Below are 24,630 nucleotides of genomic sequence, written 5' to 3' on the forward strand. Positions count from 1 at the left end.
CAGCTGGCCGTCGCCGCCACTGTCGCGATCGCGGTCGGGGTACTGCTCGCGATGACCCATTAACCCGCCGAACCGCGAGATCGGCAGATCCTCGGTCGCCACGTGAACGATGTGCGACTCGGTGTAGACGTCGATGCTGTGCTTGCCACCCTCACGGCCCAGGCCGCTGGCCTTGACGCCGCCGAAGGGGGTGCGCAGGTCACGGACGTTCTGGGAGTTCACCCAGAGCATGCCCGACTCGATCTGCTGGGCGAGCCTGTGCGTGCGGCGCAGGTTGTTCGTCCACAGGTAGGCGGCCAGGCCGTACCGGGTGTCGTTGGCCAGCTCCAGCGCCTCCTCCTCCGTGGAGAACGGCGTGACGCACACGACCGGGCCGAAGATCTCCTCCTGGAAGATCCGCATCTTCGGCGAGACGTCCGCGAACACCGTGGCCGACAGGAAGTTGCCGACCGGCAGGTGGTCGGGGCGCGAGCCACCGGCGACCAGGCGGGCGCCCTCGTCGATGCCGATCTGGACGTACTCCATGACCCGGGCGTAGTGCTCGGGGTGGACCAGCGCGCCCAGCTCGGTCGCCGGGTCGTCGGGGGAGCCGACCTTCACGCGGGAGGCGCGCTCGGCGAACCGCTGGACGAACTCCTCGTAGATCGTGTCCTGGACCAGGACACGCGAGCTGGCCGTGCAGCGCTCGCCGTTCAGGGAGAAGACTCCGAAGACCGCGGCGTCGAGCGCCCGGTCGAGGTCGGCGTCGTCGAACACCAGCAGCGGGGACTTGCCGCCCAGCTCCATCGACAGGGTCTTCAGGTTGTCGGCGGCGTTGCGCATGATGATCTGACCGGTGGTGGTCTCTCCGGTGAAGGAGATGATCGGCACGTCGGGGTGCGCGACGAGCGCGGCGCCCGCCTCCTCACCGATGCCGTGCACGATGTTGAACACACCGGCGGGCACGCCCGCCTCCTCCATGATCTCCGGCAGCAGGCTGGCGGAGAGCGGGGACCACTCGGCGGGCTTCAGGATGACCGGGCAGCCGGCCGCGAGCGCGGGCGCGAGCTTCCAGGTCTCCAGCATGAACGGGGTGTTCCACGGGGTGATCAGACCGGCCACGCCGATGGGCTTGCGGATCACGTAGTTCAGCTGGGCCGAGGCGACCCGGTAGACGTCCTCGCCCAGGGTGGTGATCACGTCGGCGAAGAAACGGAAGTTCTGCGCGGCGCGGTGGGCCTGGCCACGTGCCTGGGTGATCGGCAGGCCGGTGTCACGGCACTCCAGCGCGGCGATCTGGTCGTCCCGCTTCTCGATCGCGTCGGCGATCTTGCGCAGGATGGTGGCGCGCTGCTGGGCGGGCATCTTCGGCCAGGGGCCCTCGGTGAAGGCCTTGCCGGCCGCGGCGACCGCGGCCTCGATGTCCTCGGCCTGACCGGCGGAGACCGTGAGGTACTCCTCGTTGGTCGCGGGCTCGAGGGCGGTGAACGTCGCGCCGGAGACGCTGGGGACGTGTTCCCCGCCGATGTAGTGCTGCAGATTCATCAAGCCACTCCCTCACTCTGGGCCAGCAGTTCGTTGATCCGCTTGATCCCCGCGTCGGTGGGAGTGATCAGCGGCGGGCGGACATGACCGGAGGCGATCAGACCGCGTTGTTCCAAGACCCACTTGGCGGGGGCGGGGTTCGTCTCAACGAACAGCAACTCGACCAGGGGGTGCAGGGCGTAGTGCAGGTCGAGGGCGGTCTGGTGGTCGCCCTCGACGTAGGCGGTGTACATCTTGGCCACGGCGGCCGGGGCGAGGTTGGCCACCGCGCTCACGAAGCCGATGCCGCCGATCGCGAGCAGCGGCAGGCAGAGCAGCTCGATGCCGGACCACATCAGGAAGTCACGGCCGCACTTGTGGAGCACCTGGGAGAAGTGCTCGAAGTCCTTCGTGGTCTCCTTGATGCCCACGATGTTGTCGTGGGCGTAACGGAGCCTGGCGACGGTCTCGGGGGCGATGTCGACCGCGGTCCGCGACGGAACGTTGTAGATGACGATCGGCAGGCTGGGGAACTCCTTGGCGACCGTGGAGTACCAGCTGTAGAGCGCTTCCTGGGTCGGCCGCGCGTAGTACGGGGTGATGACGAGGGCGGCGTCGGCGCCGAGGCGCTCGGCCTCCGCGGTCAGCCTCAGCGTCTCGTCAAGCTTGGCGGAGCCGGTGCCGGGCAGGAACGGCACCCGGTCGCCGGTCTCCTCGGCGACCGCGGCCATCGCCGCGATCCGCTCGTCGATGCTCTGCGCGCCGGGCTCGCCGGTCGAGCCGCCGATCGAGATGCCGTGGGATCCCTGGGCGAGCTGCCAGCGCACCAGCGCCCGCAGCGAGTCGAGGTCGAGCTCACCGGTCGCGGTGAACGGCGTCACCACCGGGGCCAGGGACCCGCGTATGCTCGCCGGGTCCGAACGGAACTTCATGTGATCACTCCTTGTACTGCTTCAACACGGTCTTCGCGGGATCCGGCGTTACTCGGCGCGTTCCTGCTCCTCGTAGACCTGACGCCAGGCCTTGTTCATCGGGTAGAGCCCGTCGACCGAGGCGCCCTCGTCGACCCGCTCGTAGATGAAGCGCTCCTCCTTCTCCTGCTTGGCGGAGTCGCGGGCGACCTCGTCGACCAGGCGCGGCGGGATGACGACCACGCCTTCGGCGTCGCCGACCAGGACGTCGCCCGGCATGACCAGCACGCCACCGCAGTCCACCGGGATCTGCGAGTCCATGGGGACGTGCCTGCGGCCGAGCACGGCCGCGTGCGCGACCGCATAGTAGGAGGGCAGCTCCAGGTTGGCGAAGGAGGGGCTGTCGCGCAGGCCGCCGTCGGTGATGACCCCGACCGCGCCGCGGCGCAGGGCGCGCAGCGCGAGGATGTCGCCCAGCGTGCCGGAGCCGTGCTCGCCCCGCGCGCTGATCACCAGGACCTCGCCGGGCTGGATCTCCTCGACGGTGCGCTTCTGCGCGTTCATCCCGTTGCCGATCTCCGCGAACACGTCCTCGCGGAGGGGGAGGTAGCGCAGCGTACGGGCGATGCCCACCATGCGCAGGTCGGGCCTGGCGGGCTTGACGCCCTCGATGAAGTGGTGGTCGATCCCGCGCTTGCGAAGCTGCGAGGAGATCGTCGCCGTCGAGACGGAGCGCAGAGCCGCGACGGTCTCCTCACCGAGGAGGGCGGAGACGGCGTCCCCGGTCTCGGCGGAGGTCTCGGCGGGGGTCTCGGCCGCGGCGGAGGCGCCCGCGGAGCCGTAGGCGGCGGCGCGGACCTCATCGGTGATCTTGGGCTGGACGCCGTACGCGGCCAGCTCGTGGTCGTCGGCGACGATCTCGTTGCGGAGCCTGCCGGTGTCCTCAAGCTCGACCTCGACGACGTCTCCCGGCTGCACGACCGTGGAGCCCGCCGGGGTGCCCGCGAGGATGATGTCGCCGGGTTCGAGCGTCATCAGCCGCGACAGGTCCGCGATCAGCAGGTCGAAGCCGAACAGCAGCTCGTCGGTGCACGCCTCCTGGACCAGCTCGCCGTTGATGTACGTGCGCAGCCACAGCTTCGACGGGTCGTCGGTGCGCAGGATCGCCGGGCCGATGGGCGTGTAGCCGTCCTGGCCCTTGGCGCGGAGGTTGGAGCCGAGGTCGGCGTGCTTGAAGTCGTAGACTCCGAAGTCGTTGGCCGCGGCGTACCCGGCGACGTGGTCGAGAGCGCGCTCACGGGAGACGCGGTGCGCCCGCGAGCCGATGATGATGGCGATCTCGCCCTCGAAGGCCAGCAGCTCGCAGCCCGCAGGCCGTACCACGGGGCGTCCGGACCAGGACAGCGACGAGGTGGGCTTGACGAAGTAGGAGGGGACGGCCGGTGTGCGTCCGCGCTCGGCCGCGCGGCTGCGGTAGTTGAGGTGGACCGCGACGATCTTTCCTGGTGCCAGGCCGAGCGGGTGCTCCACGGCACCTCCCTTGCTTCAAATCGTATACGACATCCTGGATGATACGCGATTTGGCCATGTGGGGCTATAGACAAAGATATTTGAATTCATACATGATTTGGAGACGTCCGGGCTCGCGGGCCCCGTTGCCGGAGGCTGCGAGACGCGAGGCCGACCCGAGGAGATCGAAGAGATGACGGACCTGTTCATTGGAGGAAAGTGGGGTCCCGCGGAGAGCGGTGCCACCTTCACGACCCTGAACCCGGCAGACGGCTCGGTGTTCGAGGAGTGCGCCGAAGCCGGTGTGGCCGACGTCGACCGCGCGGTCGCCGCGGCCCGCGCCGCGCTCACCGACCCTGAGTGGGCCGACATGCCCGCCGCCGCCAGGGCGCGTTTACTGTGGCGGGTGGCCGACCTCATCGAGGAGGCCGGTGACGAGCTCGCCGAGCTCGAGACGCGGGACAACGGGCAGCCGCTGGGCATCGCCAAGGGTGTCACGATCCCCGGGGCCGCCGAGCACTTCCGCTACTTCGCCGGGTGGTGCACCAAGATCGAGGGATCGGTGCTGCCGGTCTCCTTCCCCGACACCCTGCACTACACCAGGCGCGAGCCGGTGGGCGTCTGCGCGCTCATCACGCCGTGGAACTTCCCGCTGATGATCGCGGCCTGGAAGCTCGCCCCCGCGCTGGCCTGCGGCAACACCGTGGTCATCAAGCCCGCCGAGCAGACCCCGCTGTCCACCGTCATGCTGGTCGAGTTGATGGAGCGCGCGGGCTTCCCCGCGGGCGTGGTCAACCTGCTGACCGGCGGCCCCACGACGGGCGCCGCCCTTGCCGAGCACCCCGACGTGGACAAGGTCTCCTTCACCGGCTCGACCTCCGTCGGCCGCAAGCTCGTGCACGCGAGCGCGGGCAACCTCAAGCGGCTCACCCTGGAGCTCGGCGGCAAGACGCCGAGCATCATCGCCGCCGACGCCGACATCGACGCCGCAGTTGCGGGCAACGTGCAGGGCGCGCTGTTCAACAGCGGCCAGGTCTGCGCCGCCTACTCGCGCTTCTACGTGGACCGCAGGCGGGCCGACGAGTTCACCGAGAAGATGGCCGCCGCGGCCTCCGCGCTCGCCCTCGGCCCCGGGCTCGACCCCGCGTCACAGCTCGGCCCCCTGGTCAGCGAGGAGCACCTGAACAAGGTCGACTCCTACGTGCGCGGCGCCCGTGACGAGGGCGCGGAACTCGTGACCGGCGGCAGGCGCGCGGGCGGGCCGCTCTCCGACGGCTTCTTCTACGAGCCGACCGTCTTCGCCGGGGTCACCGAGAAGATGGCCATCGCCAGGGAGGAGGTGTTCGGGCCGGTCATCCCGGTACTCTCCTATGACGACCCCGATGAGATCGTGGATCGTGCCAACAACTCGGAGTACGGCCTGGCGGCCTCCATCTGGACCAAGGACCTGTCCACCGCCCACCGCCTGGCGGCCAGGATCAGGGCCGGAGCCGTCTTCATCAACATGATCCATGTCCCGGACGCCGCCACCACCTGGGGCGGATTCAAGGCCAGTGGCTGGGGCCGGGAGATGGGACCGTACGCCATCGACGCCTACACAGAGGTCAAGGGCGTCTGGACACACCTGGGAGGGTCGTAATGGGAGAGCTCGTCATGGCGGCCAAGATCACGCATGTGCCGTCGATCTGGCTGTCAATTCAACCCGGTAAGCACTTCGGTATCCGGAGGAAGGCCGAGCTGGCGCTGGAGGAGGTCGGCAGGCGGGCCCACGAGCGCGGGGCCGACACCTTCCTGGTGGCCGACTCCCACTGGCTGAACAGCATCGGCTTCCACCTCAACGGCAAGGACCGGCACCACGCCACCTACGTCAGCCACGAGCTCCCGCACTTCATCCACGACCTGGCCTACGACTACCCGGGCGACCCCGAGCTGGCCGAGCTGGTCCGCGAGGAGATCGTCGCGGGCGGCCAGAAGGCGCGTGTCCACACCTACAACGACCTGGGCCTTGAGTACGCCACCCTGGTGCCGATGTACTTCATGAACAAGGAATCCTCCATCCGGGTGCTGCCGATCGGCTGCAACATGTACTCGACGATCGAGGAGAACCGCAGGATCGGCGAGGCCCTGATGCGGGCCATCGAGCGCAGCGACCGCAAGGTGGCCTTCCTGGCCAGCGGCTCACTGTCACACGCCTTCCCGGCCAACGAGATCGCCGAGTCGATGCTCGACGACGTGAGCAGTGAGATCAACCGCCAGGTGGACGCGGCCGTCCTGGACATGTGGACGCAGGGCAGGGCCGCCGAGTTCCTCGAGATGCTCCCCGACTACAACAAGCGGTGCACGGGCGAGGGCGCAATGGCCGACACCGCCATGCTCTTCGGCCTCCTGGGCTGGGACGGCTACACCGGCAAGGGCGAGCAGCTGTGTCCCTACTTCGGCAGCAGCGGCACCGGCCAGGTCGTCGTCGACTTCCCGTTGCCCACCGCGGTCGGCTGACAGGATGCCGCCGCCTCCCGGCGGACAATGGAGGCGTACAGTACGATAAGAAATCGTATGTGAAAAGACTCGTTGAGGAGTTCGTCACCGATGCAGGATCGACAGGGCTTGGCCTCCCGTGTTTTCCCCTCTGACCGTCCCGTCGACCTGCCGCCCGTGCTCCTCCTGCACGGCATCGCCTCAACCGGCAACGGCGACTGGGTCGAGACGGGGACCGTCGCCGCGCTGAACGAGGCGGGACGCACCGCCGTCGTGGTCGACCTTCGCGGGCACGGCGACAGCCCGGCCCCCGCCTCGGCCGCCGAGACCGTCGCCGGGGCGCAGGCCCAGGACATCCTCGCCGTGCTCGACGAGGCGGGCGTGGAGACGTTCGACCTCGTGGGGTACTCGCTGGGCGCCCGGCTCGCCTGGGCGGTCGCCGAGGCGGCCCCGCACCGTGTGCGCAAGGTCGTTCTCGGCGGACTCAGCCCCGTCGAGCCGTTCGCCGCGGTGGACATCGCCGCGCTCCACAGGGCGGTCGCCGAGGGCGTCCAGCCCGAGGACCCGTTCACCGGCATGATCGCGGGCATGGTCGGCTCCCGCGGCCCCGAGCGGGCGCCCGGCCTCGTGCTGGTCGTCGAGGGCCTGGCCGCGACGCCGTTCGAGCCGAAGGAATGGCCCGGACAGACCCCGCCGGTCTTCGTGGTCGGCCAGGACGACATGATGACACGCGGAATCGAGCGTATCGTCGATCTGGTGGGTGGAGCGGAGCTGGTCACCGTCCCGGGTGACCACTTCGGCGTGCTCGCCGGTGCCGAGTTCCGCGGCACCGTCGTGAGGGCCCTGGGTCAGTGACCGTCAGGGAGACGGCCATCGGCCCGGGCAGCGGCCGATGGCCGAGAGTGAGGGGACACCGGTGAGAGTCGTCAAGAAGCCCGCCAAGGCCAAGGAGTCCAAGGCGGAGCTCAGTTACGGACTGTTACGCTCGCGAATTCTTGACGGCACGTACGGCCCTGGCTATCGGCTGGTCATGGACCAGCTGGCCAGGGAGACCGGGGTCAGCACGATCCCGCTGCGCGAGGCGGTGCGCAGGCTGCAGTCCGAGGGCCTCGTCGAGGTCGTGCGCAACATCGGCGCGCGCGTGGCCGTCTTCGACTCGACCCAGGTCGAGCACACGCTCAACGTCCTGGCCCGCCTTGAGGGCTACGCCACGGCGATCTCCGCGCCGCTCATGTCGCCCGAGCAGATCGAGGCGTCGAGGGAGATCAACGCCCGCATGGTCGAGGCGCTCGAGGAGTTCGACCCGACGTCCTTCACCGCGCTCAACCGGAAGTTCCACTTCTCGATCTACCAGTACTGCCCGGACGACCACCTGGCAAATTTACTGGAGTCGGAGTGGGCGCGCCTGGACCACATGAGGCGCTCGAGCTTCACCTACGTCCCGGGGCGGGCCCGCCGCTCCGTCGTCGAGCACGAGCACATGCTGGACCTGATCGCGATGGGCGCCCCGGCGGAGGAGATCGAGCGGGTGGCCTGCGCCCACAAGATCGCCACCGCGGAGGCACTTCACAACGCCCACGTCACGCCCGTCTGATTGCGCCGCCTTCGGTGGCGCGGGCTTGGGCGCTCTCGAATCGCGAGGGAAGACACCAAAGCCTCTCAAGCCGCGACGCCGAAAGCGTCGCAAACACGCACGCAATAAACAGGACCCGGCGCCCCCCCACGGTGCGCCGGGTCCTGTCGTCTTCGGGTCACACCAGCAGCTGGCCGCCGTCCACCTGGACCACGGTGCCGGTGATGTGACCGGCGGCCGAGGAGGCCAGGAACAGCACCAGCGGCGTGATGTCCGCCGTCGTGGCGATCTTGCGGAGCGGGATGCGGGACTCCCAGGCCTCCCGCGCCTGCGGGTTCTCCATCAGAACGGCCGTCATCGGGGTGTGCACCGGGCCGGGGGCCACGCCGTTGACGCGGATGCCGTAGGAGGCCAGCTCGATGGCGCTGGTCCGGGTGAGGGCGTCCACGGCGGCCTTGGTGGCCTCGTAGTGGCCCAGGCCGGGCGTGGGCTGGCGGGCACCGATCGAGCTGATGTTCACGATGGCGCCGCCGTTGCCGTTCTTGATCATCTGCGCCGCGACCGTCTTGGTGACGGTGAAGGTGCCGCGCAGGTTGACCGCGACCACCGTGTCGAAGACCTCGAAGGGGAGGTCGACGAGCGTGCCGCCGCCCGCGACGAGTCCGGCGTTGTTGACCAGGACCTCGACCGGGCCGAGCTTCTCGGTCACCTCGTCGAGCGCGGCGGTGACCGTCTCGGGGTCGGTGACGTCGAGGGTGACGGCCAGCGCGCCCAGCTTGGCGGCGACCTCGTCGGCCGCGGCGCGGTTGACGTCGGCGACCACGACCCGGTCACCGGCGGCGGCGAACGCCTCGGCGATGGCCTCGCCGATGCCGCTCGCGGCACCCGTGACCAGGACGACGCGTCCGGTGGTGCTCATCGGGCTTCCGCGATGATGATGCGCGGGCTGCCCGGCAGCGCGCGGGTCTCGATGGGCTCCCAACCGGCCTCCGTGAGCCAGCCGCGGACCTGGTCCTCGGGGTAGACGATGGTGCCGTCGATCACGAGGTACTCACCGGCGTGCAGCGCGTCGATGGTGCGCTGCTTGTCGTCGGTGTCGAGGAAGAAGTCGAGCAGCAGGAGCTTGGCGCCGGGGGCGGCGGCCTCGCGGGCCCGCTTGGCGATGAGCTTGTTCTGCTCGTCGTCGTAGCGGTGCGCCACGTGCTCAAGGAGCACCAGGTCGAAGCCGGTGGGGATGTCGCCCTCGAGGATGTCGCCCTCGACGATCTCGACCCGGTCGCCCACGCCGGCCTCGGCCAGCACGCCCTTGGCCGACTCGACGAGCGGGCCGCCGGAGAAGAACGTGCCGCTCAGCTCGGAGTTGGCAGCCAGGGCCTCGATCAGGAAGGAGGCGGACAGGCCGCCGAAGTCCAGGACCCGCTTGTAGGGGGAGAAGTCGAAGTTCTCGGCGAGCATCTTGGCGTGCAGCGCGTTGTAGGTCATGACGCCGCCCATGAAGGAGCCCATGCGCTCACCGGAGAAGTCCAGCTCGCGCGGCTCGGCGGTGCGGGCGGTCTCGCCGAAGCCGAGCCAGTGGCCGTAGCTGATCGCGTCGAGGAAGGCCAGGAAGGTGCGGAGGTCGACGTCGTCGGCCGAGCCCGCCAGGTAACGTGCGGTCGAGGGGGAGTTGGTGTACACACCGTCGGCGCGGGTCAGGAGGTCGAGGCTCGACATCGCGTCGGCGAGGATCCGCGCCGTGCGCTCGGGGAGCCCGGTGCGGGCGGAGATTTCAGCGACCGTCGCGGGGCCTTCGGCCAGCGCGGCGAACAGGCCTGCTTCGCTCGCGGCGAAGAGCTGCTTGGCGGCCATATAGCCGATGGCCACATCCACGATCTTCGAGGGGCTCGCGGACGAGGTGCTGTCCGAGTGAGGCGACATACGATGCGCTCCTTTGATTCCAAACAATATTAGGAATACTATACGATTCACCAGGCAGCGACCAGGGGTCGCACATCGACATCGGAGGTTCTCGATGGAGTTCTCAGGTCAGGTCCCCCGGCGTCGGCTCGGTGAGCGTGGCCCCCTGGTGCCGGTCTTCGGTCTCGGTTCGTGGAACACCTGGGACCGCATGGAGACGGACGACGCGGTCGCCCTGATCCGTTACGCCGTCGACCGCGGCGTCAACCTCTTCGACGTCGCCCACTACAACTTCGGTCCGCACGCGGAGAACGCGGTGACCGACATCATCTTCGGCAAGGCCGTCGTCGAGGCGGGCGTCGCCAGGGAGGACTACCTCCTGTGCGGCAAGCTCTGGCTCTGGGAGTATCCCCAGTCCTCCTTCGCCGAGCAGATCGACGTCTCGCTGTCGCGGATCGGCACCGACAGGGCCGACTCCGTCGTGGTCGGCGACTTCTTCGGCGAGCTGGACATCCGCGCCGTGGTCACCGACGTGGCCGAGCTGGTCAGGGCGGGCCGCTTCGAGACGTGGGGCGTGAACAACTGGTCGGCCGACGACCTGTGGCTCGCGCGTGACTTCGCCATCGCGGAGGGCATGGAGCCGCCGTCCTTCGCGCAGCTCAAGTACAGCCTCGCCCGCCGCTCCGTGCCGGACGGCGAGCCGTACGGCCGGCTGTTCACCGAGGGCGGTCTGGGGCTGCAGGCCTCCGATGTCTTCGAGGGCGGGATCCTCGCGGGCAAGCTGAACCCGCAGCGCAAGATCGGCGCGGACCCGGGCGGCATCCGTGACCGGATCCGTGACTCCTTCCCCGAGGTGCAGCGGGTCGCGGAGAGCTTCGAGGCCACCCCGGCCCAGCTCGCCATCGCCTTCACCCTGACCCACCCCGCCGCGGCGAACGTGCTCTTCGGCGCGAGCAGCCGCCAGCAGCTCGACGACAACCTGGGCGCGCTTGACCTGCTGGAACGGCACGGCGACGAGCTGCGCTCCGCGGTCGAGGGGCTGTGGATCGACAAGGACGTGGTGCACCCCGAGGCGTCGTGGGGAACCGACGCTCCGAACAAGGCCTGAATCGAACAGGCCTGGGGACACCTGTCCGGCCGGTTTCCGACCAGCACGGTCGGAACCGGCCTGACCCGTGCGCGGATCCGGCCGCTGATCCGGACTGGGCCGTTCCTGTGGCCGGGGGGCGCCCGCACGGCGATGGACCGGCCCGCGAGTTCGCGGGCCGGTCCGCAGTGCTTTCCGGATGCTCCCTGGCGTCGTGTCCTCCGGCCTTTCAGAGCTCGTGGACGATGCGGCCGTCCACCATGGTCAGGCTCACCGGGACCTGCGGAAGGGCGTCCGCCTCGATCTCCAGCAGGTCGGCCTCGAGGACGCACAGGTCGGCGACCTTGCCCGCCTCAAGCGATCCCTTCCACGACTCCGCCCCGTCCTGCCACGCCGGGGTGATGGTGTAGGCGCGCAGGGCCTCGGTGAGCGCCAGTCGCTGGGCCGCGCCGCGCACCCCGCCGTCCAGGCCGCGCCGGGTCACCGCGGCGGCGATCCCGACCCGCCAGTCGGGGGTGAGCACGGGGGCGTCCGAGCTGAGGCAGAGCTTCACCCCGATGTCCAGTGCGTCACGGGTCGGCCACGTCTGGGGGAGGATGTCCTCACCCAGTGCGTCGAGCAACATATGCTCAGTCGCCACAGGGATGCCGACCTGGGTGTTCAGGCCGATGCCGGCGGCCGCCATCGTGGCCAGGGTCATGGAGGAGATCACGTCGCCGTGGATGATGTAGTGCCTCGCGTCGCGACCGTCTCTGGAAGCAGCCGTGCGGAAGGCGTCCGTCACCGTCCTGGTCGTCCTGCTGCCGGTCGCGTGCACGGCGACCTGGTGTCCCGCCGCGTGTGCCGCCTCGATCATCGCGATGAGATTGGCCTCACGCTCGGCCTCGGACGCCCCCTCGACCAGCAGACCGCCGTGCGTGCCGTCGTTGTACGGCTCGTCCATCCAGGCGTTGCGCATCGGCGGGATGCCGTCACCGAAGATCTTCACTCCCGCGACGCGGAACCAGCCGGGCACGTCCGCGGGCGGTACGAAGTCGCGCAGCCCGTCGAGCACCCCGGACAGCGAGCTCGCGCCGTCCAGCTCGCCGAACAGCATGAGGGCGGTCACCCGCGCGTTGAGCCGTCCCTCTGCCGCGAGGTCCGCGTAGTCGCGCAGCGCCGCGGAACCGAAGCAGCCGCTCGGCCCCTCGTCCTCGCCCGGGCCGAGGCCCGGTTCGGTGTAGCTCGTGATCCCGAGTGAGGACAGCAGTTCCGCTGTGCGCAGAATCGCGCCGCGTCTCGCCTCGCGGGTGTCCAGCCGGGCGGGGGCTCCGCCTCCGCCTCCGTGGTCGTGGTGCCCGGCGGCCAGCTGGTCCATCAGCAGGGACGGCCACATCTGGCCGAGCCACACGCCGTGGAGGTGGGAGTCGTTGATCCCCGGAAGGACCGATCTTCCACGCAGCGGGATGACGCGGGTACCGGGACCGATCAGGGATGAAATTTCATCTTCTGTTCCTACTCGGGCGATCCGGCCACCGGTGATCGCGATCGACTCCGCCAAAGTGTCGGCGGCGTCGACGGTGTGCACCTTGCCGCCGGTCATGACCACGTCCGCCAGATCGGCGTCGTGCCTCGAATCGTTAGGCAACATTTCACCATCACACTAGACACGTCATTTGGACCCGCATAACGTACATGGAATCGGATACGATTTGCGAGTGCCTGAACCTCCGGGAGGGCACTCGGGCCCCCGGAGGTAACCTCATGCCCCTGCATCCCGAGGCGCAGAGAATAATCGACCGCAACGGCGTTCAGGAACAGGGCGAGGCCCCCCAGCTTGACGCGGCGGCGATGCGCGAGGGATTCCGCCTTGCCTGGACCATGCCTGACGATCTTCAGCCGGTCGGCGGTGTCGTCGACACCACCTTCCCCGGCCCCGCCGGAGACGTCCCCGTGCGCGTTTACACGCCAGAGGGCGAAGGCCCCTTCCCCGCCTTCGTCTGGTTCCACGGTGGCGGATGGACCATCGGCTCCCTCGACGAGAACGAGGTCTCCTGCCGGGCCGTCTGCGTTGCATCCAATGCCGTCGTCGTCTCCGTCGACTACCGGCTCGCGCCGGAGAACCCCTTCCCCGCGGCCGCGGACGACGCGTACGCCGCACTCCTCTGGGTTCACGAGAACGCCGAGCAGCTCTCGGTCGACCCGTCGCGTATCGCCGTCGGTGGCGAGAGCGCGGGCGGTAACCTGGCCGCCGTCGTCGCGCTCAAGGCCCGCGACCTCGGTGGCCCCCAGTTGTCCCTGCAGGTGCTCGTCTCGCCCGTGTTGGGCCACCCGGACGACGGCCGCGCCTCTTACCGTGACTACACGGAGGGATACTTCCTCTCGAAGGAAGGCATGGACTGGTTCTTCACCCAGTACCCCCGTAACGCGAGTGACCTCGACGACCCCTACCTCCTGCCGCTCCGCGCGAAGGACCTGTCGGGCCTGGCGCCCGCGCTGGTCCTCGAGGCCGAGTACGACGTCCTCCGCGACGAGGGCGTCGAGTACGCCGAAGCGCTCAAGGCCGCGGGCAACCAGGTCGAACTCGTCATCTTCGACGGCATGATCCACGGTTTCTTCGGACTGCTCACGGTCGAGCTGGCCGGGGTGAGCGGTGTCACCAACCGTGTCGTCGAGGCACTGCGATCCGCCTATGTGAAAGGCGCTCAATGAGCGGCGAAGTCCTCTCCCTGAAGGACGTCAGTATCAACCGAGGTGAGACCCCGATCGTCCACGACGTCTCCCTCAAGGTCGCGCCTGGCACGGTCACGGTAGTGCTGGGCGCCAACGGCGCGGGCAAGACGACTCTGATGGACGGCATCGCAGGGCTGGCCCCCGTGACCTCGGGAACGATCCAGCTCGCCGGTGCCCCGATCGAGAAGCTCCCCATCTACAAGCGCTCCCAGGCGGGCCTGGGATACGTCGAGCAGGCGCGTACGGTCTTCCGCACGCTGACCGTCGAGCAGAACCTGCTCGTCTCCCGGTCGGGCAGCGGTGACCTGTCGACGGTCTACGAGCTCTTCCCCGAGCTGCAGAAGCGCCGCACGCTCCAGGCGGGTCACCTGTCCGGCGGCGAGCAGCAGATGCTCGTCCTCGGTCGTGCGCTGATCTCCGACCCCAAGATCGTACTCATCGACGAGATGTCCCTGGGTCTGGCACCCGTGGTCGTCCGCCGTCTCATGCACGCGGTCAAGGACCTGGTCGGCCTGGGCATCGCGGTCCTGCTCATCGAGCAGTTCGCGAACCTGGCGCTCGAGATCGGCGCCAACGCCTACGTGCTCCGCAAGGGCCGCGTCGTGTTCGACGGCCAGTGCGACGAGATCAGGGGCGATTCGGAGCGACTGCACGAGTTCTACTTCGGCGCCATGCCAGCGGCCGCCGGCATCGAGGCTGGGGGCGAGAACCGGTGAATATGCTCGACAAGCGTTCGTGGGGGATCGCCCTGGCCGCCGCCGTGGCGGCCTGCGTGATCGTGCCCAACCTGCTGCCGTCGTACTGGGTCTACCTCGCGATCACCGCGGTGGTCAGCTCGGTGATCATGCAGAGCTACGGCGTGATCGTCGGCAGGGCCGGCGTCATGTCCCTCTGTCAGATGTCCTTCGCGGCGATCGGCGCGTGGGTCGTGCTCCGCCTGAACCTGGCCGACGCGCCGGGCGGCTTCATCGTCTGGCTGGTCCTCGGTGGTCTGGCCGCCGTCCCCATCGGTGTCGCCATCGGCCTTCCGGCCCTGCGCATCCGTGGAGTGAACCTCGCCGTCGTCACCTTCGGCTTCGCGGTCTCCATGGACATCGTGCTCAACGCCAACCAGTTCCCCGGCACCTCCGAGCTGAAGACGCTGACCCGGCCCGGCCTGTTCCACACCAACGGCGGCTACTTCGTCCTGGTCGTGATCGTCTTCATGGTGCTGGCCCTCGGGCTCGCCCTGTTCAACCGGACCCGGCTCGGCATGTCCTGGCTGGAGATCCGCTACTCGGAGCGGGCCGCCGCCGCGCACGGCATCTCGGTCGCGCGCAGCAAGCTCGCCGCGTTCGCGATCAGCGCCTTCATCGCCGGCATCGGCGGTGGCCTGATGGCGGGCCAGCTCGGCCTCGTGGTCTCGAGCAACTTCTCCATGGGGCAGTCGCTCGCGCTCTTCGCGGTGGCCATCCTCATCGGCCCGCACAACCCCGAGGGCGCCTTCATGGGCGGCATCTTCGGCGCGGTGATGGCGACGATCCTGGAGAAGCTCAAGCTGCCCCAGGACCTCGGTGGCATCCTGTTCGGCCTGTCCGCCATCTTCGCCCTGCGCAGCGGCGTCAGCCAGACCGACTTCACCCGGGCCCGCAAGCGGGAGGCCGCCGCACGCAAGCTGCTCGAGAGCCTCCCGGACAAGCCGAAGGACTCCGGCCTCGCCGCCCCCCTGGTCCCGCCGCCCGCCCCCGCGAGCGACAAGGCCGCCCTCAGCGTGCGCGGTCTCACCGTCAAGTACGGCGAGGTCGTGGCGCTCGACGGCATCGACCTCACCGTCCCCTCCGGCGGCGTCGTCGGGCTCATCGGCCCCAACGGTGCGGGCAAGTCCACCTTCATCGCCGCGGTCAGCGGATTCCTTCACTCCTACGAGGGAACCGTCGAGCTGGAGGGCAGGTCGCTCGACAAGCTCACCCCGAGCGCGCGGGCGAGCAGCGGCCTGCGCCGTACCTTCCAGACCACGGTGATCGCTCCCGAGCTGACCCAGTACGAGTACCTGGCGATCGGCGCGAACCGGAAGCTGTCCAAGGAGGAGGCCGACGACCTGCTCGACTTCTTCGGGTGCCCGCCCGGAGAGGTTCCGGTGTCCATCGTGGACGTCGGCAGCCGCCGTCTGCTCGACGTGGCCGCCGCCATCGCGGCGAAGCCCAAGGTGGCCTTGCTCGACGAGCCCGCCGCCGGGCAGTCGGCTGCTGAGTCGCTCAAGCTTGGCCGTAGGCTCGCCGAGGTGCCCTCCCGTTACGGTGTCTCCATCCTCCTCGTCGAGCACGACATGGAGCTGGTCCGTGCGGCGTGCGCCCAGGTGACCGTTCTCGACTTCGGACACGTCATCGCGTCCGGATCCACACAGGAAGTGCTCGACAACCCGGCCGTCATGGCGGCCTACCTCGGCACTGCCGACGTTCCCCTCGGATAACCGTCCCCTATCCCCCATCCCCTACCCCCACCCCCCCTCTTCCCCCAGCCCCAAGGAAGTGCAGTAATGAAGCGTTCCCTCACCAGCGTCGTGGCGGTCGCCGCCCTGGCCCTGGCCAGCGCGGCTTGTTCCGGCAGCGACTCGGGTACGGCAGGCCCGATCAAGATCGGTTCGATCAACGGCGTCACCGGCCTGTTCCAGACCCCCGAGGTCCCCCAGGCGGTCAAGGCGGTCTTCGACGAGGTCAACAAGGCGGGTGGCGTCAACGGCCGCCAGCTTGAGCTCATCAGCAAGGACGACGCGATGAACCCGCAGCGGTCCACCGAGGCCGCCCTGGAGCTTCTCGAGTCCGAGAACGTCGTGGCGCTCGTCGGCTCCTCCAGCGCGGTGGACTGCGGCCTGAACCGCGCCACCTACAGCAACGCCGGGATCATCTCCATGCCGGCCATCGGCGTCGACCCCGCCTGCTTCACCAGCCCGAACATCGCCCCGGTCAACCCGGGCCCGTTCAAGCTGATCACGGCGATGCTCTACTACGCCTCCGAGACCCTCAAGCACGACAAGGTGTGTATGTACTACACCGTGCTTCCGGGCAGCGGTGGCGGCATCGACGCCGCCATCAAGGAGTGGACGGACATCACCGGCAAGCAGCTGACCGTCAAGGACACCTCGGTCGGCCAGGGTGACCCCACCCCGTACCTGGTCAAGGCCAAGGCCGCCGGCTGCCAGGCGATCCTGTACAACGCCACCGTCGGCCCGTGGTTCGCCCAGGCCAAGACGCAGGGCATGCAGGACGTCGACTTCATCGTGGCCGCCAACAGCTACACCGACGCCAACGCCCAGGTCATCCCGGACGGCCTCAACGTCTACGCGGGCACCGAGTGGCAGCCGTACACCGACGAGACCCTCCCCGGCAACGAGCGCTGGGCGAAGATCATCGACGAGAACAAGATCCAGAAGACGGCGTTCAGCCAGGGCGGCGTCATGGCGGCCGACCTGTTCGTCCAGGTGCTCAAGACGATCAAGGGTGACATCACCCGCGAGTCCGTCACCGAGGCGTTCAAGAACATGAAGGCCATCGACTACCCGATGGTCGGCACCCCGTGGGTCTTCGGCTCGGGTGAGGCGCACAGCCCGATCCAGGGCAGCCGGTTCGTCAAGGTCGAAGCAGGCAAGTGGAAGGTCCTTCCCGAGGGCTTCATCGTCCCCGGCAAGCACTGATCTTTCAGGAGCCCCAGGAGGTGGGTGTCCTATGTTGAATTCCGTGGTCGCGGGCCTGACAAGCGGTGGCGTTTACGCCCTGCTGGGCCTGTGCGTCGTGCTGACTTACCGGCTCGTCGCCGTGGTCAACTTCGCCATGGCGGGTGTGGGCGCGATGGGCGCCTTCATCATGGTGTCGCTGATGGACGCGGGGCTGCCCTGGCCGCTCGCGCTGCTCATCGGCGCCGTGGCGGGCGCCCTGCTGTCCGCCCTGATCGGCGCGGGGCTCGTCCGCTGGTTCGGCGAGCACAACGAGCGCACCAAGGCAGCCGTCACCGTGGCCCTCTTCGTGGCCATCGGGGCGATCGGCCTGCGCCTGTTCGGCAGCACGTCGACGGGGGCCAGGCGGTTCCCGACCGTGTTCGACGCACCCGCCTTCACCCTGGGCGACGTGGTTGTGCCCCAGTCGGTGCTGGTCTCGCTCGCCTTCGCGGCGCTCATCACCGTGGGCGTCGGGCTGATGCTGAGCCGGACGCCCGTCGGCCTGCGCCTGCAGGCTCTGTCGGAGCGTCCGGCCACCGCCCAGGTGGTCGGCATCCCGGCGCCCCGGCTGGCCATCGCGGTCTGGGCCTCCATCGGGGCCATCAGCACGCTGGTGATCCTGCTGGTGGCGCCCCGCCTCGGCGGAGACTTCTCCACCCTGAGCGGGCTGGTCACCACGGCCCTGGCCGTGGCGATGGTCGGCTCCTTCAGGAGCCTGCCCCTGACCCTTCTGGGCGGTGTGCTCATGGGTCTCCTGGAGGGCTTCGCCGCGTCGCTGGACGAGATCCAGAAGTACCGGGGAGTCGTTCCCTTCCTCGTGATCCTGGTGCTGCTGTGGTGGCGCAGCCGTAACGAGGTCTGGGACACCGCTCACAGCAGATAGCGAATCGGAGATCATCGTATGTCAGTTCCTACATCCACGCGGGCCGCTGTCCTACGCGCCCACGGGGAGCCGCTCGTCATCGAGGAGCTCCCGCTCCCCGAGCAGTGCGAGCCGGGCGGCGCGATCGTGAAGGTCGACTGCGCCACCCTGTGCGCCACGGACGTGCATATCTGGAGCGGTGGCATGTCGTTCCCCGGCATGCTCCCGATGGTGCTCGGCCACGAGATGATCGGAACGGTCGTGGCCGTCGGCCCGGGCACCGTCGACGCCCTCGGACGCCCCGTCGAGGTCGGCGCCCGGATCGGCTGGTCGGAGTCCACCTGCGGCTACTGCTACGGCTGTACGGTGATCCGCAACCCCGTGGCCTGCTCCAACCGGGGCTACGGGTTCCTGCAGCGGTCCGACAGGTGGCCTCACTCCACCGCCGGGCTCGCCGAGTACGACTACGTCACGCCGACCGCCCAGAAGTACATCCTCCCCGAGGACGTCAAGGACACCTGGGCGGCCAGCGCGGGCTGCGCCGTCAAGACGGTCCTGCACGCCTTCGACAGGGCGGGCGGTGTCCGTCTCGGCTCGACCGTCCTCGTCCAGGGGGCGGGCGCGCTCGGCATCGTCGCGACCGCGGTGGCCAGCGCCTCCGGCGCCGGTACGGTCATCACCGTCGGCGCGCCGGACTCCAGGCTGGAGCTGGCCAAGCGCTTCGGCGCCGACGTGACGATCGGCCTTGACGGCGACGCCGACAGCCGCCGCGCCACCGTCATGGAGGCGACCGGCGGCCGGGGCGCCAACCTGGTGATCGATGTCGCCGGAGCCCCCGGTGTGGGTGCCGAGGCCGTCGACCTGGCCGCCTGGGGCGGCACGTTCGTCATCGTCGGCAGCACCGGCCCCCGTCCTGACCCGATCTCCCTCGGGACGATCATGGGCAAGGAGCTGAACGTGCTCGGGTCGCTCAACGGCGACGTCGGCGACTACTACAACTCCATCGAGTTCCTGCGCTCGACGCAGTCGCGTTTCCCCTGGGACGAGCTGTTCAGCGAGCCGGTCGGGCTCAGCGGGGCCTCGGCCGCGCTGGAGTCCATGTCGCGCCTTGAGCAGGTCAAGGCCGTCGTCCACCCGTGGCTTCCCTAACAGCCATCCACATATTCATCGAGGAGTTCGATGTCCACGCCTAAGAAGGTTGTTCCCCTCCGCAGGGTCGGGACCCACGGTCCCGATGTCTCCGTCCTGTCCCTGGGGTCCTGGCACACCTACGACCGGATGGCCTTCGAGGACTCGGTGGCCATGGTCCGCCACGCCGTGGACCTGGGCATCAACCTGTTCGACGTCGGTGTGTACGGGTTCCCCGGGCACCCGCCGGTCTTCACCGACGTGCTGTTCTCCGCGATCGTCCGGGCCGCGGGGATCGCCAGGGAGGACTACCTGCTGTCGGCGAAGCTGTGGCTTGAGCCGTACCCGGAGATGTCTCTGCGGGAGCAGCTTGAGCGGGCCCTGTTCAGGGTCGGGACCGACAGGGCGGACCTCGTCATCCTCGGGGACATCCGCCGTGACGACCTCGACCTGAACAAGCTCGCCGTCGACCTCGCCGAGCTGGAGGTCGACGGGATCATCGGGTGCTGGGGTGTGAACAACTGGTCGGCGACCGCGATCAGGACGATCCGCGACCACGCCATCCAGGCGGGCTCGCCCGGGCCGCAGATCGCGCAGCTGAAGTACAGCCCGTGCCGCAGGTCGATCCCGGACGGGGCGCCGTTCGCGCAGGTGTTCGCCGAGGGCATCACCATGCAGGCCTCGGACGTCCTCGAAGGCGGGATCCTCGCGGGCAACAAGAACCCCGCCCGCGAGATCGGCCGTGACCCCGGCAGCGTCCGCGAGCGGATCGTCGAGGCGGCCGACGGCATCGCGGCGGTCGCGGCGGAGCTGGAGGTGACCCCTGCCCAGCTCTGTGTCGCGTTCACCCTGACGCACCCCTCGGTCAGCACCGTGCTGTTCGGGGCGAGCCGGATGCAGCAGCTCGTCGACAACGTCGCCGCGCTGGAACTGCTCGACCGGGTCGGTTCCGAGCGCCTGCGCGAGCTGCTCGCCCCCTTCTGGGTCGACGGCGACGTGGTGAACCCGGAAGGCCCCTGAGCCGCTTCCCAGGGCCGGCGAGGTGAGTCGTCGGCCCCTGGCAGGTCCTGGGGCTCTGAAGGGCCCGTGACGGTCTGTGGGAAGCCGTCTGTGGCCCTCTCAGCCCCATTTGAGCGCAAACAAGGCCGTGACCGGTCCGTACGGACCGGCCACGGCCTTTTGGGAGCCGCCCGTCTCGGCTCGCCTCCTCTCGCGGTGCGGCGCGGTGAGGCGGTCCGAGGCGGGCTTTTCGCGTTCTGGGCCCGGTGGTTCCGAGGAGCCGGTGTTCCGGCGTTCCCGGGCATGCGGGGCGGCCGGAAAGCCGCGGTGGCCGTCCTATGACGCGAAAGGCGCGTCCGCGGCGCGGGAACCGTTCGGTCACCGTGCCGCGGACGCGCCTTCGGCGTCAGGATCGGCTTCAGGAGTGGCTGATCATCACGTGCTTGATCCGGGTGTAGGCGTCGAAGCCGTACCGCGACAGGTCCTTGCCGGTTCCCGAGTGCTTGAAGCCACCGTGCGGCAGCTCGGGAATGATCACCTGGTGGCAGTTGACCCAGACCGCGCCGAAGTCCAGGGCCGCGGTCAGCCGCATGGCGCGGCCCGTGTCGCGGGTCCAGACGCTGGCGGCCAGGGCGTAGGGGACGCCGTTCGCGAGCTCGACCGCCTCCTGCTCGTCCGCGAAGGACTGGACGGTCACCACGGGGCCGAAGATCTCCTGCTGCACGACGTCGTCGTCCTGCCGCACCCCGGCGATCACGGTCGGGGCGAAGAAGTAGCCGGGCCGTTCGAGGCGCCGGCCGCCGGTGACCACGCGGGCGTGCTCAGGCAGCGCCTCGACGAAGGCGGCGACCCGATCGGCCTGCGCGGCGTTGTTCGAGGGACCGAGGAAGACGCCCTCCTCGTCGGGGGCGCCGACGGTCAGCGCCGCCGCGGCCTCGGCGAGGGCCTCGGTGAACCGGTCGTGGATCGCCGCCTCGACCAGTACGCGGGTGACGGCCGTGCAGTCCTGGCCGGTGTTGAAGAACGCGGCCTCCGCGACCGAACGCGCGGCCGACTCGACGTCGACGTCGGCGAAGACCACGGCGGGGGCCTTGCCGCCCAGCTCCAGGTGGACGTCCTTGAGGTCGTCGGCGGCCGACTTCATGACCTCCATCCCGGCGCGGGTCGAGCCGGTGATGGCCACCATCTCGACGCCGGGGTGCTCGACGAGCGCCCGCCCGGTGTCGCGGTCACCGCAGATGACGTTGACGACCCCCGGAGGAAACACCTTCGCGCACAGCTCACCGAGCAGCACGGTCGAGCCCGGCGTGCTGTCCGCGGGCTTGATGACCAGGGTGTTGCCCGCGGCCAGGGCGGGGCCGATCTTCCACGCGGCCATCATGAGCGGGTAGTTCCACGGGGTCACCTGGGCGACGACGCCGATCGGCTCGCGCCGGACGAACGAGGTGTGCCCCTCGGCGTACTCGGTCGCGCCGAGGCCCTCGAGGACCCGGGCCGCCCCGGCGAAGTAGCGGATGGCGTCGACGGACCCGCGGACGTCGACACGGCGGGTGGTGCCCCTGGGCTTGCCGGTCGCCCGGACCTCGGCGTCGGTCAGCGCGTCGAGGTTGTCCTCCATCAGGCGGGCGAGCTCGAGCAGCAGTTCCTGCCGCCTGGCCGGGGTGCTCCTGCGCCAGGCCCTGGAGGCCTCGGAGGCCGCCGTGACCGCGGCGGAGACGTCCTCGGCCGAGGAGCGCGGGGCGCGGCCGTACACCTTCTCCGTGGCCGGGTCGACGAGGTCCATCCACTCGCCGGAGGCGGGGTCCAGGCTCTGTCCGCCGATCACGTTGCGCAGCGTGTCCATGGCGTCTCCTTAGCTGGTGAGGGACTCGACGCGGGTCATCACCCGGCGGCAGAAGTCCGCGACGTCGTGCGGGTCGTCGGTGAACTGGGAGGGCTTGATGCAGAAGGTGTCGAAGCCCTGGGCCATCTGGTCGGGGATGGTCTCCAGCGCCCGGTCGAGGTCGGCGACCGAGTCGTTGTCGGGGAAGATCGCACGGGTGCCGCCGATCATCTCCAGCTCGGAGATGTCGCGTCCCGCCTCGCGCATCGCGGAGGCGAGCAGGTCGAGCTCCTCGGGCTTCGGCCTGCCGAGCGGGTTGAAACCGTGGCCGTAGCGGACGATGCGGCGCAGCAGGGGGCCGTGCAGGCTCTGGCCGCCGAACCAGAGGGTCGGGCCGCCGGGACGGAAGGGCTTCGGCTCCAGGTAGGCGTCCTTGAACGGGTAGTACTCGCCGTCGAAGCTCGCGGGGGACTCCTGCCAGAGCAGCTCCCAGGCGGCCAGGTGCTCGTCGAGCAGCTTGCCGCGCCTGTCGAACGGCACACCGAGGGCGGCGTACTCGTCGCGGCTCCAGCTCACCGTGGGGAGCACCACCAGGCGGCCCTCGCTGAGCCGGTCCAGCGTGGCCATCTCCTTGGCGAGCAGCAACGGGTGGCGCAGCGGGGCCAGGATCGCCCCGGCGACCAGCCGGATCTGACTGGTCACCGCGGCGATGGCGCTGAGCAGTACGATCGAGTTCGGCCACGAGGTCGCGGGGTCCTGGTTGCCGGGCAGGGCATACTCTCTGGGGTTGGGCATCACGCCCAGCGCGCCAGAGTCGGGGCCCAGCACCACGTGCTCGCTGAGCATCACCGAGTCGAACCCGGCGTCCTCCGCCTCGCGGGCCCACCGGACGACGGAGGCCAGGTCGTCGCCCGGCGTCATCGTCCAGTTCTCGCTGAGGATGAGCAGCATCTTCGGGGTCGCCACAGCCGCGCCTCCGCCTGTCGTTCCAAATATTTGGACCCAAACGATATGCCGCGAGGGTCGGCGTTGGCAAGACTTGTACGCCGTGAGCTGCAAAACCCCCCATTGACGAGGGGTCATTTGGGTCCATACATTCATCCAAACAACCCTTGGAGGCCGACGATGTCCCACCCAGCGGACCTGATCCTGGTCAACGGCGACGTCCTGACCGTCGACGCCGACTTCTCCGTCGCGCGGGCGGTGGCGGTACGGGACGGGCGCATTCTCGCCGTCGGCGAGACCGCTGAGATCGAGGCGCTGGCCGGGCCGGAGACCCGGGTGATCGACCTCGCGGGCCGTACGCTCCTGCCCGGCATCAACGACTCGCACCTGCACGGCGCCGCCTGGGGCCTCACCAGGCCGCCGTTCGCGCTCAGCGTCGGTTCCCCCGCCGTCGAGTCCATCGCCGACATCGTCGAGACCGTACGGCAGGCCACGGAGACCACCCCTGCGGGAGAGTGGATCACCGGCCTCGGCTGGGACCTCGGCTACCTCGCGGAGGTCCTCGCGGACCCGAGCCGCCGCCCGCACCGCAGCGACCTGGACGCGGTCTCCCCCGACCACCCCGTCGCGCTGACCGACTTCTCCGCGCACATGCTGTGGGTCAACTCCAAGGCCCTCGAGGTCGCCGGGATCACCCGCGAGACCGTGGCGCCTCCCGGCGGAGTGATCGACGTCGACGCGGCCGGCGAGCCGACCGGCATCCTGAAGGAGGCCGCCCAGGCCTTCGTACAGGACCTGATCCCGCCCGCGGACGTCGAGCAGCGCAAGGAGGCCATCCGCTCGGCCGTCGCCGCGCTGCACGCGGAGGGCATCACCAGCTACACCGAGCCGGGCCTCGGCCCCGGCGGCACCCAGATCCTCGGCGGCGGCCTCAGCACCGAGTCGCTGGAGGCCTACATCGAGCTGGCCCGTGCCGGGGAACTGGCCGCCAGGGTCAGGGTCCTGCTGCTGCCCGCCGCCATCGGCGGCTCCGCGGACGACCTGGTCGCCGGTCTCGACGGCCTGGGCGTGCCCGAGGACGTTGACCCGGACCGGCTCTCGGTGATCGGTGTGAAGATCTTCGCCGACGGCGTCCCGCCGAACGAGACCGCCTGGATGCACGAGGCGTACGGCAGCGCGGGAGGATACGGCTCGCTGTGCGTGCACGGCGCGACCGCCGCCCTGCAGGAGGCGGAGCTGCGGGAGATGATCCGCCACGCGCACAAGGCGGGATACCAGCTCGGCGTGCACGTCACCGGTGACCGGGGCATCGACGCGGTGATCGACGCCTTCGTCGCCGCCAACCAGGTCCACCCGCGCCCCGACGCCCGCCACTACCTGATCCACGGTGACTTCGTCTCCGCCGAGGGCCTGGCCAAGCTCGCCGCGCACGGCTACTCGGTGAACATGAACCCGGGCATCAAGTGGATGACCGCCGACATGATGGACGACATCCTCGGCAAGGCGCGCTCGGAGTA

General features: G+C 69.5%; 21 protein-coding genes. 13 read left to right on the forward strand and 8 right to left on the reverse strand.

The features are described from left to right. From hpaE to AB0395_RS43245, 3 genes are all read right to left on the reverse strand, one after another. Positions 1–1,524 (reverse strand): 5-carboxymethyl-2-hydroxymuconate semialdehyde dehydrogenase (hpaE, locus tag AB0395_RS43235; protein ID WP_366292610.1); only part of this gene is annotated, 1,524 nt, incomplete at its 3' end. After that, the gene (gene dapA / locus AB0395_RS43240) at positions 1,524–2,435 is read right to left on the reverse strand and encodes a 4-hydroxy-tetrahydrodipicolinate synthase (RefSeq protein WP_366292613.1); all 912 of its coding nucleotides are present in this window, start codon (positions 2,433–2,435) and stop codon (positions 1,524–1,526) included. The genes hpaE and dapA, both read right to left, overlap by 1 nt. Before the next feature lie 48 nt (positions 2,436–2,483). Beyond that, entirely contained in the window at positions 2,484–3,944 is a 1,461-nt protein-coding gene (locus AB0395_RS43245; RefSeq protein ID WP_366292615.1) for a fumarylacetoacetate hydrolase family protein, read from the reverse strand. Between the two features lie 172 nt (positions 3,945–4,116). Here AB0395_RS43245 and AB0395_RS43250 point away from each other — a divergent pair, with 172 nt between their 5' ends. From AB0395_RS43250 to AB0395_RS43265, 4 genes are all read left to right on the forward strand, one after another. Beyond that, positions 4,117–5,562 (forward strand): aldehyde dehydrogenase family protein, encoded by a 1,446-nt coding sequence (locus AB0395_RS43250; protein ID WP_366292618.1) that lies wholly within the window; start codon positions 4,117–4,119, stop codon positions 5,560–5,562. Further along, positions 5,562–6,419 carry a 3,4-dihydroxyphenylacetate 2,3-dioxygenase gene (hpaD, locus tag AB0395_RS43255; protein ID WP_366292621.1) on the forward strand — a complete coding sequence of 286 codons (858 nt, stop codon included), beginning with the start codon at positions 5,562–5,564 and terminating at the stop codon, positions 6,417–6,419. The genes AB0395_RS43250 and hpaD overlap by 1 nt, the downstream gene beginning before the upstream one ends. A 90-nt stretch (positions 6,420–6,509) precedes the next feature. Then, entirely contained in the window at positions 6,510–7,253 is a 744-nt protein-coding gene (locus tag AB0395_RS43260; RefSeq protein ID WP_366292623.1) for an alpha/beta fold hydrolase, read from the forward strand. A 61-nt stretch (positions 7,254–7,314) separates the two neighbouring features. After that, complete coding sequence (locus AB0395_RS43265) at positions 7,315–7,992, forward strand: GntR family transcriptional regulator (RefSeq protein ID WP_366292626.1); 678 nt, start codon at positions 7,315–7,317, stop codon at positions 7,990–7,992. A gap of 157 nt (positions 7,993–8,149) precedes the next feature. Here the strand turns inward: AB0395_RS43265 and AB0395_RS43270 are convergent, their stop codons facing one another. Together AB0395_RS43270 and AB0395_RS43275 are read right to left on the reverse strand one after the other, a co-directional pair. Beyond that, on the reverse strand, positions 8,150–8,890 hold the full coding sequence (locus AB0395_RS43270) for an SDR family NAD(P)-dependent oxidoreductase (RefSeq protein ID WP_366292629.1): 741 nt from the start codon (positions 8,888–8,890) through the stop codon (positions 8,150–8,152). Continuing rightward, entirely contained in the window at positions 8,887–9,888 is a 1,002-nt protein-coding gene (locus AB0395_RS43275) for a methyltransferase (RefSeq protein ID WP_366292631.1), read from the reverse strand. Before AB0395_RS43275 ends, AB0395_RS43270 begins: the two co-directional genes overlap by 4 nt. 94 nt (positions 9,889–9,982) lie before the next feature. Between AB0395_RS43275 and AB0395_RS43280 the strand changes: the two genes are divergently transcribed. Continuing rightward, positions 9,983–10,975: an aldo/keto reductase gene (locus tag AB0395_RS43280; protein WP_366292634.1), complete on the forward strand. Its 993-nt coding sequence runs from the start codon at positions 9,983–9,985 to the stop codon at positions 10,973–10,975. Between the two features lie 208 nt (positions 10,976–11,183). Here the strand turns inward: AB0395_RS43280 and AB0395_RS43285 are convergent, their stop codons facing one another. Beyond that, the gene (locus AB0395_RS43285) at positions 11,184–12,584 is read right to left on the reverse strand and encodes an amidohydrolase family protein (RefSeq protein ID WP_366292637.1); all 1,401 of its coding nucleotides are present in this window, start codon (positions 12,582–12,584) and stop codon (positions 11,184–11,186) included. Between the two features lie 113 nt (positions 12,585–12,697). Here AB0395_RS43285 and AB0395_RS43290 point away from each other — a divergent pair, with 113 nt between their 5' ends. From AB0395_RS43290 to AB0395_RS43320, 7 genes are all read left to right on the forward strand, one after another. Beyond that, a complete protein-coding gene (locus tag AB0395_RS43290) occupies positions 12,698–13,645 on the forward strand; it encodes an alpha/beta hydrolase (RefSeq protein WP_366292639.1) in 948 nt (315 codons plus the stop codon). Then, positions 13,642–14,382, forward strand: a complete 741-nt coding sequence (locus tag AB0395_RS43295) for an ABC transporter ATP-binding protein (RefSeq protein ID WP_366292642.1) — start codon at positions 13,642–13,644, stop codon at positions 14,380–14,382. The genes AB0395_RS43290 and AB0395_RS43295 overlap by 4 nt, the downstream gene beginning before the upstream one ends. Positions 14,383–14,384: 2 nt before the next feature. After that, positions 14,385–16,115, forward strand: coding sequence for an ATP-binding cassette domain-containing protein (locus tag AB0395_RS43300; RefSeq protein ID WP_366292645.1), 1,731 nt, complete (start codon positions 14,385–14,387; stop codon positions 16,113–16,115). A 66-nt stretch (positions 16,116–16,181) separates the two neighbouring features. Continuing rightward, the gene (locus tag AB0395_RS43305) at positions 16,182–17,336 is read left to right on the forward strand and encodes an ABC transporter substrate-binding protein (protein ID WP_366292647.1); all 1,155 of its coding nucleotides are present in this window, start codon (positions 16,182–16,184) and stop codon (positions 17,334–17,336) included. Positions 17,337–17,367: 31 nt separating this feature from the next. Next, positions 17,368–18,240 carry a branched-chain amino acid ABC transporter permease gene (locus AB0395_RS43310; RefSeq protein ID WP_366292650.1) on the forward strand — a complete coding sequence of 291 codons (873 nt, stop codon included), beginning with the start codon at positions 17,368–17,370 and terminating at the stop codon, positions 18,238–18,240. An 18-nt stretch (positions 18,241–18,258) separates the two neighbouring features. Beyond that, complete coding sequence (locus AB0395_RS43315; protein ID WP_366292653.1) at positions 18,259–19,368, forward strand: zinc-binding dehydrogenase; 1,110 nt, start codon at positions 18,259–18,261, stop codon at positions 19,366–19,368. Between the two features lie 30 nt (positions 19,369–19,398). Beyond that, positions 19,399–20,367: an aldo/keto reductase gene (locus tag AB0395_RS43320; protein WP_366292655.1), complete on the forward strand. Its 969-nt coding sequence runs from the start codon at positions 19,399–19,401 to the stop codon at positions 20,365–20,367. Positions 20,368–20,764: 397 nt separating this feature from the next. Here the strand turns inward: AB0395_RS43320 and AB0395_RS43325 are convergent, their stop codons facing one another. Both AB0395_RS43325 and AB0395_RS43330 read right to left on the reverse strand, forming a co-directional pair. Beyond that, entirely contained in the window at positions 20,765–22,189 is a 1,425-nt protein-coding gene (locus AB0395_RS43325) for a gamma-aminobutyraldehyde dehydrogenase (protein WP_366292658.1), read from the reverse strand. A gap of 9 nt (positions 22,190–22,198) precedes the next feature. After that, entirely contained in the window at positions 22,199–23,134 is a 936-nt protein-coding gene (locus AB0395_RS43330) for a TIGR03619 family F420-dependent LLM class oxidoreductase (protein WP_366292662.1), read from the reverse strand. A gap of 159 nt (positions 23,135–23,293) precedes the next feature. Between AB0395_RS43330 and AB0395_RS43335 the strand changes: the two genes are divergently transcribed. Continuing rightward, on the forward strand, positions 23,294–24,630 hold a 1,337-nt coding region (locus AB0395_RS43335), incomplete at its 3' end, for an amidohydrolase (protein ID WP_366292665.1).

This window comes from Streptosporangium sp. NPDC051023, from assembly GCF_040689595.1.
Taxonomy (GTDB): domain Bacteria; phylum Actinomycetota; class Actinomycetes; order Streptosporangiales; family Streptosporangiaceae; genus Streptosporangium.